15 protein-coding genes are annotated in these 14,595 nt (G+C 63.3%); 7 read left to right on the top strand and 8 right to left on the bottom strand.

What is annotated here, in order from left to right; all coding sequences use genetic code 11:
• Nucleotides 1–90 precede the first annotated feature (90 nt).
• The 3 genes from ASG80_RS22985 (at nt 91) to ASG80_RS12635 (ending at nt 2,526) form a co-directional block, all read left to right on the top strand.
• Complete coding sequence (locus ASG80_RS22985) at nt 91–255, top strand: aldo/keto reductase (protein ID WP_255355596.1); 165 nt, start codon at nt 91–93, stop codon at nt 253–255.
• Between the two features lie 112 nt (nt 256–367).
• Nucleotides 368–1,573 (top strand): low temperature requirement protein A, encoded by a 1,206-nt coding sequence (locus tag ASG80_RS12640; RefSeq protein ID WP_082590284.1) that lies wholly within the window; start codon nt 368–370, stop codon nt 1,571–1,573.
• 104 nt (nt 1,574–1,677) lie between these two features.
• Nucleotides 1,678–2,526 carry an alpha/beta fold hydrolase gene (locus ASG80_RS12635; protein WP_162256630.1) on the top strand — a complete coding sequence of 283 codons (849 nt, stop codon included), beginning with the start codon at nt 1,678–1,680 and terminating at the stop codon, nt 2,524–2,526.
• On the opposite strand, the gene ASG80_RS22980 is transcribed toward ASG80_RS12635, so the two are convergent.
• From ASG80_RS22980 to ASG80_RS12620, 4 genes are all read right to left on the bottom strand, one after another.
• Nucleotides 2,523–2,999 (bottom strand): IS110 family transposase, encoded by a 477-nt coding sequence (locus ASG80_RS22980; RefSeq protein ID WP_235508305.1) that lies wholly within the window; start codon nt 2,997–2,999, stop codon nt 2,523–2,525. The genes ASG80_RS12635 and ASG80_RS22980 overlap by 4 nt on opposite strands.
• A 96-nt stretch (nt 3,000–3,095) precedes the next feature.
• Nucleotides 3,096–3,278: a hypothetical protein gene (locus ASG80_RS12630; protein WP_056731233.1), complete on the bottom strand. Its 183-nt coding sequence runs from the start codon at nt 3,276–3,278 to the stop codon at nt 3,096–3,098.
• A gap of 11 nt (nt 3,279–3,289) precedes the next feature.
• Complete coding sequence (locus ASG80_RS12625) at nt 3,290–4,423, bottom strand: ABC transporter substrate-binding protein (protein WP_056731231.1); 1,134 nt, start codon at nt 4,421–4,423, stop codon at nt 3,290–3,292.
• A gap of 55 nt (nt 4,424–4,478) precedes the next feature.
• Nucleotides 4,479–5,069 carry an HD domain-containing protein gene (locus ASG80_RS12620; RefSeq protein WP_056731229.1) on the bottom strand — a complete coding sequence of 197 codons (591 nt, stop codon included), beginning with the start codon at nt 5,067–5,069 and terminating at the stop codon, nt 4,479–4,481.
• 70 nt (nt 5,070–5,139) lie between these two features.
• Between ASG80_RS12620 and ASG80_RS22975 the strand changes: the two genes are divergently transcribed.
• Nucleotides 5,140–6,117 (top strand): GlxA family transcriptional regulator, encoded by a 978-nt coding sequence (locus ASG80_RS22975; RefSeq protein ID WP_235508304.1) that lies wholly within the window; start codon nt 5,140–5,142, stop codon nt 6,115–6,117.
• Nucleotides 6,118–6,230: 113 nt separating this feature from the next.
• Here ASG80_RS22975 and ASG80_RS12615 read toward each other — a convergent pair whose 3' ends face one another.
• The gene (locus ASG80_RS12615) at nt 6,231–7,628 is read right to left on the bottom strand and encodes an aldehyde dehydrogenase family protein (RefSeq protein ID WP_056731226.1); all 1,398 of its coding nucleotides are present in this window, start codon (nt 7,626–7,628) and stop codon (nt 6,231–6,233) included.
• Nucleotides 7,629–7,729: 101 nt separating this feature from the next.
• Nucleotides 7,730–8,755, bottom strand: coding sequence for an SgcJ/EcaC family oxidoreductase (locus tag ASG80_RS12610; RefSeq protein WP_056731224.1), 1,026 nt, complete (start codon nt 8,753–8,755; stop codon nt 7,730–7,732).
• Nucleotides 8,756–8,851: 96 nt separating this feature from the next.
• On the opposite strand from ASG80_RS12610, the gene ASG80_RS12605 reads away from it, so the two are divergent.
• From ASG80_RS12605 to ASG80_RS12595, 3 genes are all read left to right on the top strand, one after another.
• Nucleotides 8,852–9,901: a GlxA family transcriptional regulator gene (locus ASG80_RS12605; RefSeq protein ID WP_056731223.1), complete on the top strand. Its 1,050-nt coding sequence runs from the start codon at nt 8,852–8,854 to the stop codon at nt 9,899–9,901.
• A 432-nt stretch (nt 9,902–10,333) separates the two neighbouring features.
• Nucleotides 10,334–11,374: a carbon-nitrogen hydrolase family protein gene (locus ASG80_RS12600; RefSeq protein ID WP_056731221.1), complete on the top strand. Its 1,041-nt coding sequence runs from the start codon at nt 10,334–10,336 to the stop codon at nt 11,372–11,374.
• Nucleotides 11,375–11,467: 93 nt separating this feature from the next.
• Nucleotides 11,468–12,415 (top strand): fumarylacetoacetate hydrolase family protein, encoded by a 948-nt coding sequence (locus ASG80_RS12595; protein WP_056731219.1) that lies wholly within the window; start codon nt 11,468–11,470, stop codon nt 12,413–12,415.
• A gap of 692 nt (nt 12,416–13,107) precedes the next feature.
• Here ASG80_RS12595 and ASG80_RS22970 read toward each other — a convergent pair.
• Nucleotides 13,108–13,266 (bottom strand): integrase core domain-containing protein, encoded by a 159-nt coding sequence (locus ASG80_RS22970; RefSeq protein ID WP_082590279.1) that lies wholly within the window; start codon nt 13,264–13,266, stop codon nt 13,108–13,110.
• Between the two features lie 13 nt (nt 13,267–13,279).
• On the bottom strand, nt 13,280–14,356 hold the full coding sequence (locus ASG80_RS12590; protein ID WP_056731217.1) for an IS110 family transposase: 1,077 nt from the start codon (nt 14,354–14,356) through the stop codon (nt 13,280–13,282).
• Nucleotides 14,357–14,595 lie beyond the last annotated feature (239 nt).

Raw genomic sequence — 14,595 nt, 5'->3', positions numbered from 1 at the left:
TCTCGAGGAGGATGCCGACGTCCGGGTGGCCGTGTTCCGAAGTGGGCGGACGCCGACATCGCCCGCCGGCACCAGGCGCTGCCGTAGCAGATCGCCCTCGCTTGGCTGCTCCGAAGGTCCCCGACCATGATCCCGATCCCGGGGACGTCCTCGCAGGCGCGCGTCCGCGACAACATCGCAGCTGCGACCATTCACCTGAGCGACGACGAGTTCCATCGCCTCAACGCCCCAACGGTCGAGGCCAGTCCAAGGTGACGAATCGGCTCTTCGACCACGTGCCGACCCGCATCTTGAGCCGTAGCATCCCGAGGCTTGGTCGTCGGGCTACTCGGACAGAACTGAGTTGCTCAGGCTGCGAGGTGCACCCATGGCGGTAGCAACGCCCCGGCTTCGACCGTTCTGGCGCCCCGTCCGCACGGACGACGCCCACCGCCCGACGATGCTCGAGCTCTTCTTCGACGTCGTCTACGTCTACGCATTCACCCAGGTCAGCGGGATCATCATTCACACGTCAACCGAGGTCGGCGTGCTACAGGCGCTCGTCATGCTCGGCCTGCTCTGGTGGACCTGGTCGAACGCCGGCTGGTTCGCGAACCAGACGCGCGCCGATATCGGGTTCGCCCGCGCGGGGCTGCTCACGACGATGGCGGTCGTCCTGGTCATGTCCCTCTCCATCGGCGACGCATACTCCGAAACTCCAGGTATCAACGAAGCGGCCCTCGTTATCGCCGCAGGATTCTTCGTGGTACGGGTCATCCTCGGCGTCACCTACATCGCGGCCGCCGGTGACGACACGGCGCTGCGCCGGCAGGTCATCAGGTCGATGGTGAGCGCCACCCTGCCATCGACCGCGCTCCTGGTCACCGGCGCGCTCGTCGGGGGTGTGGCACAGACGATCATGTGGGCGGGAGCATTCATCCTCGACGCGCTGATCATCTACGCCACGTCCGTTCGAGGGAACTGGCGGATCCATTCGGCTGGGCACTTCACTGAACGGCATGCGCTCGTCGTGATCCTCGCACTGGGCGAGTCGGTTGTCGCAATCGGTACAAGCACCCAAAACTCGACCCTTTCACCCCTCTTGGTGGGCGCCGTCGTGCTTGCTTTCGTGCTGTCGGTCGCATTGTGGTGGGCCTACTTCGGACGTCTCTACTCGGCGACCGGACGAGCACTCGCGGCTACCCGCGGCGCGCGTCGATCTCGCATGGGCATGGAGGCGTACACCTACCTGCACCTTCCGCTCATCGCGGGCATCATCATCACCGCTGCCGGAGTCGAAGCCGTGGTCGCTCATCCTGAATCCGATACGCTCGGGCTGTTCTGGGCTCTCTGTCTGTTCGCCGGGGCAGCGACGTATCTGCTCGCCTCAGCCTTCGTCTGGCATCGAGAGGTGCGGACGTGGCCCGCGGTCCGAATCGGCGCTGGCGCCGTGCTGCTCGGGTTGGCGTTCGTCGCCCAGTGGTTGCCCGCCCTTGCATCGCTCGCACTCGTAGTGGTCACGCTGGGTGTGATGCTCGCGGGGGAGCGGTACCTGGGTTCGGCCGAGCCGGCTGAGGCGCCCGAATCCGTTTGAGGTGCGCTAATCAAGCAAACGCGGCCGAAGCGTGCTCGGCATTGGTATTGATCAGCTGAGCGCTCCTCTCTATGCTGATCCACATAGTTGCTATGGAGGTCATCATGGATGCCGATGCGGTTTCGTTGATCAGCACGTACCTCCGAGTCTGTGACGGGGTACGGGTGAGGTTCGCGGACAACAAGGCAGACTCGGACGTCAGCGTGCTGCTGCTGGCGCCGTGGCCGGAAAGCCTTTGGGCCTTTCGCCGCATCTGGAACCGGGTTGCGGCAGTCGGGCGGGTGGTCGCCATCGACATGCCGGGATTCGGCCACTCAGATGGTCGCCCGGAGTTGATCGCCCCGGACGGCTCCGGAGCGTTCCTGGCCCGCCTGATCGATGAGTGGGGCCTGGGAGCTCCGCACATTGTCGGCCCGGACGTTGGCACGGCCGCGGCGCTTTTCCTTGCTGCGAAGGCTCCAGAACGGGTCACGAGCCTGACCATCGGCGGCGGCGCGGTCCGCTTCCCGATCGACGCGGGCGGCGCGCTCAAGGACATCATCGAAGCGCCGACGCTGGATGACGTCCGTGCTCTCGACGCCAGAACGAATATCGGCTACGCGGTCGAGTCGGCCGCCCCGAGCGTCAGCGAGCCGGAGGTCCACGAGGACTACGTCAGCGCCTACGACCTCGGGCGTTTCGCAGAGTCGGCGCGGTTTGTGCGGACCTACCCCGAGCAGAACCCGGTGCTGCATGATCTGCTGCCGTCCATCACCACGCCGACCCAGATCGTGGCGGGCCGCCACGATGACCTCGTGCCGTGGTCGAACAGCGAGTACCTGGACGACCTCCTCCCCAACAGCGAGATACATCCTCTCGACGCCGGCCACTTCGCGTGGGAAGAAGCAGCGGAGGAATACGGCCGACTGGTCGCCGACTGGGTCCGCGGCGGGTATCGACGCGTTGCGGACTAGGCGACCAGTCTGACCGCAGTTCCTCGCGTGTCCTCCCACGTGATCGATGACAAACACAATCTCATGGCACCCCTCACGCTGGATTGCAGAGTCGTCCCCGAGTGCCCTCCCGGACCCGCCGCCTCACGTCGCTTCTGATCCTCGACCATGCGAGCGAACACGACGTTTGAAAGGCGTCGTTTCAGTGCTCGCATCGACTCCATCGAGGTCTTGCCGGCTGACTTCTCGGCGTCGTAGTAGCGGCGGCCTTCGGTGGCGTTGCGGGGCTGAACTACAGCCACGATGTGCAGGGTCCTGTTGATCCGACGGTTTCCTGCTCGTGAGAGCCGATGCCGTTTCTGATCACCCGAGGAAGCATCGAGCGGTGCGGTGCCGTTCCAGGAGGCGAACCGGTTCCGGTCGACGAACCGGTGCACCTTCGCGCCGTCGACGAGCAGTCGAGCAGCACCCTGGAGTGCCGGGTAGGTCTCCATGGTGACGTTGCCGAATGGGAAGGCTCAGTGCCCGCCGCGGGCATAAGGGGATCCTGGAGCGAACAATGAACCAATTGGCGGATGTGTGTCGCTCGGCTAGACGTGCGTCCTGTACTCGTGCGGGTCGCCTGGCTTCACCTTCCGTTGGCCGAACACGTCGACGGCGTGCGCGAAAGCGAGATATGCGGCCTCTACGGAGTACTTCGCCTTGCCCGCGTTGCCGGTGAACAGTGCGCCAATCGTTCCGTCACCATGGACGACGATCTCCTCCCTGTCCATCGAGGACGCAACTACCGACCAGGATGCAGCCCGAGCCATCCTGGCGTGGGCGGTCCCTGAACTTCGCCGAAGTAGAGCGCGAACGTCTGCTTCCAGCGCTCCACCTCGCTGCGGTCGTTCATGAACTTCGCGAACCCGTCGAGGTGGGCGTTGGGATACTCCCAGATGGGCCGAAGCCCGCCAGCCGGTTGGATATCGGTCCGCACCGACCAGCCGTCGAACGCAGCGGCCTGAACGGGCTCGGACAATTGCCAGTTGAGGTACAGTTTCGCCGCGGCAGGGTGCGAGGCTTGCGACAGGATTGCAGCGCGCTGACCCCACGCCATGAACGGGTGTCCGTCTGCGATCGCCCAGCGTACGCCCGGAGCAAGCGGTCCTGTCAAGGAACCAGCGCCCCCCACGCCTATGGGCTTCTGCTTGCTGGCCACTGCCACGATGGGGCTGTGACTGCCGCGGGCGAACACTGGGCGCTGCTCGGCAAACCGGAGTATCCAATCCCAGCCGTACTCCTCTGCATAGAGACTGAACAGATAGAGCACCGCGTCATCGTCGTGCGGGTACGCCGAGGCGATGGCGCCCGCCCACCGCTGGTCGACGAGCTCCAGTGGGGACTTCGGCCCTTGCGTTCCAAGAGTGTCGTCGTACATGTAGCTGAACGCGTAGACGGCGATCGCCACCCACGCGCCGTCATGATCCCTGAAGCTTTGATGGAGACTCGAGAATCCTGCGGGCTTGTAGGGCTGAAGGATGCCAGCGCGCTTCCACCGTTCGAAGTCGTGCAAGGTCTGCAATTGCACGATGTCGGGAACGAGGCTGCCGGTCGCGAGCTGGTTGTCGATGCGCACATCGTGATACTTGCTGTAGTCCACGATGAGCGTGAGGTCGATGTCCGGGAACTGAGCCGTGAACGCCTGCTTAGCGGCGTCCTGTTGGTCCGCCGTGTCCCCACCCGCGTATATGACGAGCTTTCCCCCCTCGCGTCGGGCATCGGCATAGAGCTTGTCGAGGGACATTGTTTCCTCGCGGACATCGCGCCGATCCCCTTCGCCTGCGACCGCGGCCTCGGCGAACGAGTCGCCAATCAATGTCGCCGCGACCAGGGCGCCTCCTGTGCCGAGAAGTTGTCGCCTGCTGATTCCGGTCATCGGGTGTCTCCTTCATGGAATGGGTTGCAATTCGCTGGGTGTCGGGTGACGGCACTCACGCGTTTGGGTCGTCCAAGCGTCTGATGAGATCGGCGGCGATCGAGAACGGCGGCACGGCGGCGGCGGAGCGCCGCCCATGCGCGATGATCGCCTCCCTAAGGGAGCTGTCGCCCGGGGGTCGGGGGTATGCCCGCCGCACCGGCTCAGCAAGATGCTCCGGAAGAGCCGATACGCGTCCGCCGTCGGTGAATACCCCCCTGTGCGTTAGCGATGTAAGAAGGCCCATGCGGTCGGCGAGCCCGACGGAGCTATGCAGGGCAATCGCTTCCCACACGCGGCTTGCGTCATCGTCGGCGATTCCCTGCTCGCGGAGAAAGCGGCTTGCGAGATCCGCCCCCTCGACCTCGAAGCGAGCACTGCTGTCGGAGAGGGTCCCGAGCGCGAGATCGTGAAGAGTCGTCGCTGCAAACAACAACCCCTCGTCATATTCCGCGTCATGCACCGACCCTTCCTGTTCCGCAATCAGACGCGCGAACAGGAACGACCTCACACTGTGCTCGACGATCGCTTCACTCACGGTGGACTGCACGAGGCGGAGGGTCGCCCTCGCGATCGGATCATTGGGGAGGGCAAGAACTTCACTCATGCTCTCACCGTACGAATCTTCAAGAGTGCACACAGGTGGCCCGAGTGCCTATTGTCGCTATAATCGGGCCATGGAAATGAACGCCGCCGACTTTCGGCTCCGTCGTCGTCGAGTCGCGGTCCTCAGCCTGCCCCGGGTTCTCCCACTCGAACTCGGTATCGCGACTCAGGTGTTCTCGATGGATCCGAATTACCAGTTGTCGGTTGTAGTGTTCGGCGGCGCTTCGCCGGTCGCGGAATCTTCCTTCGTCGTCTCCGGGGCTTCCGACCTTGCGGGCTTGGCGGATGCCGACACGCTGATCGTTCCCGGATACGAGGACACGGAGGCACGCGTACCGGAAGAGGCTCTCGTTGCGCTGCGAGCGGCACACGAACGTGGCGCGCGGATCGTGTCCATTTGCTCTGGCGCGTTCGCATTAGCGGCAGCCGGTCTTCTGAACGGGCGGCCGGCGACCACCCACTGGGGCGTTTCAGGACAGCTCAAGGCTCGATACCCGGAGATCGATGTTCAGCCCGACCGGCTCTTCGTTGATGACGGCGACATACTCACGTCCGCGGGGGTCACTGCTGGAATCGACTTGTGTCTGCACCTCATTCGCGTCGACTATGGTGCGGCTGCAGCAAACAGGCGGGCGCGGGCATTGGTGGCTCCGCCCCAGCGGAGCGGCGACCAGGCGCAGTACGTCGAGCGCTCACGCCCTGTTCCAACCGGCGACGAACTCGGCGCCCTCCGCGATTGGATGATCGAGAACCTCGCGGATGCAATCACGATCGACCATCTCGCCGCTCGAGCGCACATGTCTCGACGCACTTTCATCCGTCGATTTCGAGTTGAAACCGGGATGTCCCCGATGGCATGGCTCGCGAACGCTCGAATCGACCAGGCGCGCGAACTACTGGAAACAACGACGGAACCTGTCGAACGTATCGCTCGACTTGTGGGGCTGGGGAATCCCGCATCTGCACGAGCGGCTTTCCATCGCCATCTTGGCACATCCCCGAAGGAGTACCGAACGTTGTTCCAGCAGAGGGATCCGACGAGTCGCTGACCCCGGCAAGTGCCGAGTAGCAGATTCGATCCGGATGGCGTGGGGCCTCGACGACAGTCAGTCCTTCACGTGATTACGCACGCAATCGGCCGCGCCGCTGGCACCCGATGAGGTCAGTGAGAGATGACCTTGGGAGCGCCCACGGCCTTGAGCCCCTGAACCCCGAATTCCTGGCCGTAACCCGATGCCTTGAGCCCCCCGAAAGGAACCAGGGGGTTGAGCGTCCCGTGTTGATTGATCCACACGGTGCCGGCATCGAGGCGCTGTGCGACAGTCTTCGCTTCGTCGATGTCGGGACCCCAGACAGAAGCGCCCAGTCCTTGCTCGGTGTTGTTCGCGCGGATGATTGCGTCATCGATGTTCGAATAGCGAAGCACCGGCAGGACTGGACCGAACTGCTCCTCGGTGACGAGCCTCGCGTCGTCATCCACGTCGGCAACGATCGTGGCTCGGTAGAACAGTGGCCCGAGCTCCGGCGCCGGCGTCCCGCCAGCCACGACGCGGGCTCCTCGGGCGCGGGCATCTTCGACGAGCGCGCTGACGGTGTCGAATTGCCGCTGATTCTGAAGGGGCCCAAGGAGGTTCCCGGGCTGCAATCCATTGCCCATCGCCACCTCGGTGGCGAGTGTCGCCAGTTCAGCCACCGCCTCGTCGTAGAGAGATTCGTGAACGTAGAGACGCTTGAGGTTCGCGCAGGTCTGCCCGCTGTTGAGGAACGATCCCCAGAAGATTCCCTCGATCAATTGCGAAAGATCTGCGCCCGGGAGAACGATTCCGGCGTCGTTTCCGCCAAGCTCCAATGTGAGCCGCGCGAGGTTGTGGGCTGAGCCCTCGATGATTCTTCGGCCCGTGTCCGTAGAACCAGTGAACATGATCTTGTCCAACCCCGAATGCGCCGCCAGAGCCGCGCCAATCTCGCGGTCTCCGACGACCGACGTGAGCACCCCGGACGGCAGGTGACGGTTGTAGATCGCGAGCAACGCGAGGACGGACAGTGGGGTGTACTCGCTCGGCTTCACGATGACGGTGTTGCCCATCCTGAGGGACGGTGCGATCTGCCACACCGTGATCATCATCGGCCAATTCCATGGTCCGATCGCAGCGACCACGCCCAAGGCGCCGTAGTGCACTTCTGCACGACCATCCTCTGATTCGAACACGATCTCGGGTTCGAGTCGTGTATCGGCCGCGTTTCGCGTCCACAACTCCGCTGCTGCTACTTCGAAGCGCGCATTTGGCCCATCCAACGGCTTGCCCTGTTCGCGGGAGAGGATCACCGCCAGCTCGTCCGCGTTCGCCCGGATGTCGTCTGCGATGTCGTTCAGGATTCGGCTTCGTTCGACGTGACCGATAGCGTCCCATGTCGGCTGCGCACGACGGGCTGCGGCGATCGCTTCATCCAAGTACGCGGACGAATGAACCGGCGCATAGCCGATCGTCTCTCTGGTCGCTGCATCGGGAATCGGACGACCCGCGCGAGGGTCGACGGAAACTGAGTCCAGCAGTGTCATCTTGTGGGTCCTTACATCTTGGCTGGTACTTGTTCGTGGCGAGCGTGAGCATCAGGTCAGAGCGCTGAGAGCGAGAATGTTCCGCCGCCCTCGCGCTGGCCCTATTCCGCGCTGAAGAACGGATCGTCGAAGGCGTAGAACCACCGACCATCGGGTCGCTTGACGGCGACCTCTGTCGTAACTGTCTCGAACTTGGCCCCTTCGGTGGTCACGAAAGCGAAATTGGAGATCAACGCATGCATCTCGTTGGCACGCACACTCCGGAGAGTCAGAGCGATATTCGCTCGCTGTCCAACGAGCTCGGCCAGAGCCTCCCGAACCTGCGACCGGCCGTGCAGCACGGTTCCGGGCTGTGGCACGAAGACCGCGTCGGGTGCATAGAGCATCGCAAGCCCGTCCACATCACGGTCGGCCAGCCGGCGCATGAACTCGCTCGCAAGATCCTCTGCGGTGGCCGCGCCCTCCTGGAAGCGAGTATGTGTGGGCTGGTCATCCCATCCTGAGGCGGACAACACGTCAAACCAGGTTCGAGCCGCCCTGTCCGAATAGAGGTCGTCCACGTGGCCTGCGAACGTCATTGGAATTGCCTTCGTAGGCCGAAGCGCTGCGTGGCCAGCGATGATGTCTGTCAATGCGAAACCCAGATTCTCCCGAGGGTAGGCATCGATGCTCGCCGCGATCAGATCATCCGGAAGGTCCTGTTTGCCGAATCCAATGATGTCTGCCGAGATGCCCAGATGCGACAAGGCCACCTCTGGCGCTTTACGATTCGCGATCCCGACCGAGGTGTGAAGCGCGACCGCATCCCAGAGAATGTTCAGCTTGGCGTCGTCCACCCCGAGAGTGCGGGCGAACTCGGCAGCGAGGTCCGCTCCGTGCACCTCGAAGCGCTCGGCGCTGGTGGGGCCGTCTTCGGACACGCCGAGATCGTGCAGCACGCTGCTCAAGAACAGCAGTTCGTCATCGTAGTCGCGGCCTGCGATCAGGCCTTGCCGCGACCCCAACGATCGCCCGTACAGATAGCTCCGAACACTGTGATTGAACACCACCGCTGGAAGCTTCTCTCGCGCGTGTTCAAGCGCCGCCACCGCGTTCGGGGTGCTGGGTAGGTCAAGCTTTCCGCTCATAAGTCCTTCTCCATTGGTGAACTTGAGTTGGAAGCGTCTCACTCGAGCCAGTGCGTAACAAGTGACCGGATGGACTACTACCGATAAGATCTAGCCATGATCTCCGTAGCCGTCCTCGTCGCTGATGGAACGCTCAACTTCGAACTGGCTGTGCCCGGGCAGGTATTCGGGAGTGCCAATTTCCTGACCGGGAAGCGCCTGTACGACGTTCGCGTCTGCGCGCCCACGGGGGTGGCCGAGGCAACCCCAGATCACTGGGTTCACACCGCGGCGAGCCATGGCGGACCGCCAGTGTACTCAGAGGGGCCCGACTTTGCTCGGGCGGCGGATCTCGTGGTCATACCCGGTGGGGATGCCGATGGGGTAGGCCCGCATCATACGGCCGACCCGGCGACGATCGACCTTCTCACCCACGCGTACGAAAATGGGGCCCGGTTGGCGTCGCTCTGCGTCGGCGCTTTCACACTCGCGTCGACTGGGCTGCTCGACGGACGCAAAGCAACGACGCACTGGGCCTATATGGACCGATTCGCCGAGCTGTTCCCTCTGGTCGAGCTCCAGGGAAACAGTCTCTACGTCGACGACGGACAGATATTGAGCTCAGCAGGCGTAACCGCGTCGATCGACCTCTGCCTCCATATCCTTCGTAGTGACTATGGAGACTCGCTGGCAGCACGCACCGCTCGCCACCTGGTCATGCCGACCTTCAGGCTTGGGGGGCAATCGCAACTCGTCCAGCACAGCACACTCACCTCCGGAAGTAGCAGCCTCCGCGACACTCTTGAATGGCTCGAGAAGCGGATCGAAGATCCGGTGAGCATCGCGGAGATGGCGAGTCACGCCAACGTCAGCATCCGCACCCTCACCCGTCAGTTCAAAGCCCAGACCGGGCTGTCTCCTCAGCAGTGGCACACCAACATGAAGATCGAGGAGGCAAAGCGGTTGCTTGCAACGACGGACCTGCTCGTCGACGAGGTAGCTCGACGCTGCGGGTACGAGTCCCCCATAACATTCAGAGAGAATTTCAGGCGCCTCGTCGATGTATCGCCGCGGATCTATCGAAAGCTGTTTCAGCCACCATCGATGGCTCGGGAGAGACACGCCGTCAGCGTCAGCTCTTCCACCGACGAGTCCCAGGTGAGTTAGCGCCACTCTCGTTTGCGCCGGCCCCACCAGGCAACGGCTCACGCAGATCTGCTGAGGAACGATGACCCGATCCGACTACATGGCCACGACGCGCATCATCGCGAACCGGGGCACGGACTGTCTGCTCGAGCCGCGTCAAAGCCTGGGATTCGGCACCGACGTGCGTTTGCGAGGAGGGTGTGCCAACCACGATCCTCGCCAATGCGGCGGCGCCAATCGGTTGCGCATCGATACTCCCGCCACTGCGGGGAGGAACTGACCCGGACATTGGCCAGATCTCATCGGTAGCAGTCCATCAGGCCACTTGCCGCGAGCCGACTCGAGTGCCACGCTTCCAAGCCAGTGCACCAAAGGGCCCACGAAGCGAACAGATCCCAATGCACAAGCTCCTCGAGCGACCCATGTCACTCTCGAACAGAACTGGAATCACCAATGTCAACGAGTCGTCCTCCATTTCTTGCAGCGGTGGTGCAAGCGTCGCCGATCTATCTCGATATTGATGCCACGGTCGACAAGACCATCGACCTCATCGGGGAAGCAGCTCGTGGCGGCGCCAAACTGATCGCGTTCCCGGAGACGTGGATCCCGGGCTATCCCTACTGGGCTTGGCTCGACTCGCAAGCCTGGGCGTTCCAGTGGGTCCAGCGCTACGTCGAGAATTCGTTCGTCGTCGGCAGCGAACACGATTTGAAGATTCGGCGTGCGGCCCGCGACAACGACATCCATGTGGTGCTCGGATATAGCGAGCGTGATGCCGGCAGTCTCTATATCGGTCAGATGCTCATCAACAACAGTGGCTCGCTCATCGCCGCGCGTCGAAAGCTCAAGCCGACCCATGTCGAAAGGACCGTCTTCGGAGAAGGAGATGGAAGCGACCTGAAGGTTCACGACACCGAACTTGGCAGGTTGGGCGCACTTTCCTGCTGGGAGCATTTCCAGCCGCTGACTAGATTCGCAATGTACAGCCAGAATGAGCAGATCCATGTGGGCAGCTGGCCGAGCGCATCCTTGTATGGCAATCATGCGTACGCCCTGGGCGCGGAACTCAACACTGCGGCTTCACGAACGTATGCCGCTGAGGGCGGATGCTTCGTGCTCGCGGCGTGGATGCCGATCTCGTCCGAGATCATCGAGCTGCTGGCTGACACGCCGGCAAAACGCGACCTTCTTCTGCCCGGTGGAGGCGTTAGTCGAATCTTCGGGCCGGATGGGGCTGACATCGCCTCGCCGCTGGCCGAGGACGAGGAGGGAATTCTCTACGCGACCATCGACCTGAGCGCGATCGCAATTGCGAAGGCGGCAGCCGATCCGGCCGGACACTACGCGCGGTCGGATGTCACACGGCTGCTGTTCAATCCGTCACGCCAGCGTCCTGTGCATTCGTTCGGACCGGCTCCCGATGGTGAGCTGGTCGACACCGATCAAGGCTTCGCGGACTTCGAAGATGTACCACCCCTCGAGCAACTCGCTTGACCTGGGCGCCGCGGCTCCGGCGAGGCTGCATCACGGCAAGCGCTCCGCGTGTCCGTCCCACACACAGGACCGGGGCTGACAGGAAGTGGCGACGTGACTCAGATCGCACGATTCCGGTACGCCCGCAAGAATCGCCTCGGTGCGCTCTACGGCGGCTACTACGTCGATGTAAACCGGTCATACGCCGCCCTCAAGGCCTCGCAAGGGACGACCGACGCTGCAGCACTCGCTGACGCCGTCCTGCCCGCAGATATGCTGGCGCTTCTGCGGGGTGCTGACGCTGGCGCGACGGCGTTGCGTGAGTCGATTGCGTTCGCCCAGTCGCTCGATCCCGCTCAGGCCGAAGATGAAGGCATACTGGTGGACCGCAAGGCGACCAAGACACTCATCCCGATTCCGAGCCCTCCGAAGATCGTCTGTGTCGCACGGAACTACGTGCGGCATGCTGCCGAAGCAGGCATGGACGTTCCAGAGATCCCGATTCTGTTTCCACGGTTCGCGATCACTCAAGTTGCCGACGGCGATCCGATCATCATCCCCTCCGTGTCGAACCAAGTCGACTGGGAGGGCGAGCTTGCCGTCGTCATCGGTCGAGGCGGACGCCACATCTCCAGAATTGAAGCCCTGCAGCACGTTGCCGGCTACACCATCTTCAACGACGTGTCGGTCCGGGACTACCAGTTCCGCGTAAGTCAATACACCGCCGGGAAGAACTTCTACGCGACCGGCGCTGTGGGTCCCCATGTGACGCTCAGCAACGAAGGGATTGACCCCCACAACCTTGGCGTAACGACGTCGGTCAACGGTGCTGTCAAGCAGGATGACAACACAAGGAACTTCATCTTTGACATCCCGACGATCATCCAACACATCTCGGAGTTCGTCGCCCTCGAGCCGGGGGACCTCATCTCCACGGGCACCCCCGCGGGCGTCGGATTTACGCGAAATCCGCCGGAGTTTCTCAAGGCAGGCGACGTAGTCGACGTCAAGATAGATGGCATCGGAACTCTGAGCAACCCCGTCCTCAATGAGGTCGAGTGACCACGCCCAGCTGAGACAGCAGCGGAAGCCGGACCTCGTTTCTGCTTCGCTGCGCGCCCTGCAGTGGCGGTCGAACCGGATGCGAGAATGCGGTCCGATTCCGTCAAGCAGGCTATCCAGCGTGGCATCGACGAAGCGGCGGCACCCCATGGGTTGTCGTCGACCGGCCTCGACTCGTTGGAGTTGTTCCCACCGTTTACCCATCACAATCATCCGGGAGGGACCGGAATCGACCGGGTAGAGTCGGAGGCAGCGAACCGCCCGGTTCCCCGTTATCACAAGCGAATCCGCGAGTTCCCGAGACAACCGGTGAGGACCCAAAACGGGCTGAATCCTCCAAGGGGTCGCAGATTCAAATCCTGTCAGCCCGACCGTGTGATGTGTCGGGACATCGTTTACAGATGTCTCGGGACATCGACGACATTTACCCCCTTCTTCGGGAGGGGGTTTTGTCGTTTCTGTGGTTGGTAGTCGCGGTCTGTGTCGATGGTGTGTTCGGCGAGGATCTCGCCGGTGTGGCGGGTCGTGATGAGGACGATGACCCGGGGTGCCGGTGTGGGCGTCCGATGCCGAGGTGTCGGAGTTTCCCGGCGTAGCGGACGGTGATGGTGCCGCCTTGGTCGACGGTGTCGTAGCCGACCCGCCAGTGCTCGTCGCCGTCGCGGAGTCGGCTCGGCTGTGGGGAGTGCGTACTAGGCCTCGGCGGGGGTGCGCCGGTGTAGGTCGCGGTGCGGGCGTTCGTGGTTGTAGAGGTGCTGGAAGCGTGCCAGCTGGGTGTTCAACGCGATGAGGGTGGTCGGGGCGGGTTGACCGGGGAGCCACTGTTTCAGGGTGTGGTGGAAGCGTTCGATGCTCCTATGTTCGTCAAGTGGCGATTTGCGGCAGGTTGGCGTAGATCTCTCGGGCGACGAATCTCTTCAGGCAGCGGATGATCTCGCGTTTGCTGAGTCCTTCCGCAGTGCGGCGTTCGACGTAGGCGCGGGTGGGTTCGTGTCGGCGCATGCGGACGATGGTGATTATGTAGAGCGCGCTGTTCGCGGCGCGGTCTCCGCTGCGAGAGAGCCGGTGGCGTCCGGAGGTTCGGCCGCTGGAGGCAGGCTGGGGTGCGACGCCGCAGAGCTTGGCGAAGGCGGCCTCGCTGTGAATCCGGTCGGTGTTGTCGCCGACGGTGACGAGGAACTGGCCGGCGAGTTCGGTGCCGACCCCGTGTAGCTGCACGAGGGCGGGTGCGACCTGGGTGACGAGAGCGGCGATCTGGGCGCTGAGCTGTTTTACTTCCTCGTCCAACGCTTTCCATCGACGCGCGAGGTCCCGCAGGGACAACTTCGTCGCGGCCAGGTGCATGCGTTCGGGATTGGCTGCGAGCGACAGCAGGTCGTCGGTCTCCGGGCGTAGCCGCAGGCACCGGTTCACGAGGGTTCGCTTGGTCAGATCGACGAGCTCGTCCCGCAGCTGGGAGGGCGAACCGATCATGACCGCGAACAGCGTGTTGAACGCTTGGGTACGCGCCTTGACCGCGCTGGAGCGGGTGACTCGGAGGGTGCGGATCACCTCGACCACGCCGGACTTGCTCTTCGGGGTCGCGGTGGATGTCTCACCCAGCACGGCTCGGGCGACTTGTTCCGCATCCAACCGATCGGACTTGCCATCCATGCGGCGGGCAAGCCGGTTGGGTCGGTTGACCTCGATGACCCGCTCACCGCTGCGAGTGAGTTCCCTCGCCAGCGCGGCACCGAACGATCCGGTGCTCTCCACTCCGATCGAGGCCAGGTCTCCATAGCTGCGCATCCAGCTGCGCAGGGCCGCGTAGCCCGGTCCGGTAGCCGGGAACTCCCGGTGGCCGAGCAGTCGGCCGTGATTGTCGATCGCTGCCGCGTAGTGGGTGTGCTTGTGTGTGTCGACACCGCCGATGACCGTGACAGGATCCGTGAGGGTTGTCATGCTGAGAGTGCTCCTTCCGTGCTGCTGAACGGGGACGGTTGGAGTGAGCCGGTCGGGCGGAGCGACAGGACTGTGATGGGGCTTCTAGTCCAAGCTCCTATCAGGTCAGATCCGTCCGGCCGGCACGCCCCACGATGCTGCGCCAAGCCCGGTCGACAAATCGAACGAAGGACACCGTGGTCAATTCTTTGCCAGGGTCAGACCAGGCCCAGCGCAGCACCACGATAAGTCTTCACAGT

Origin of the sequence: Agromyces sp. Soil535 (assembly GCF_001428255.1) — a bacterium.
Lineage (GTDB): Bacteria > Actinomycetota > Actinomycetes > Actinomycetales > Microbacteriaceae > Agromyces.
This window is presented reverse-complemented; position numbering and strand designations above follow the sequence as displayed.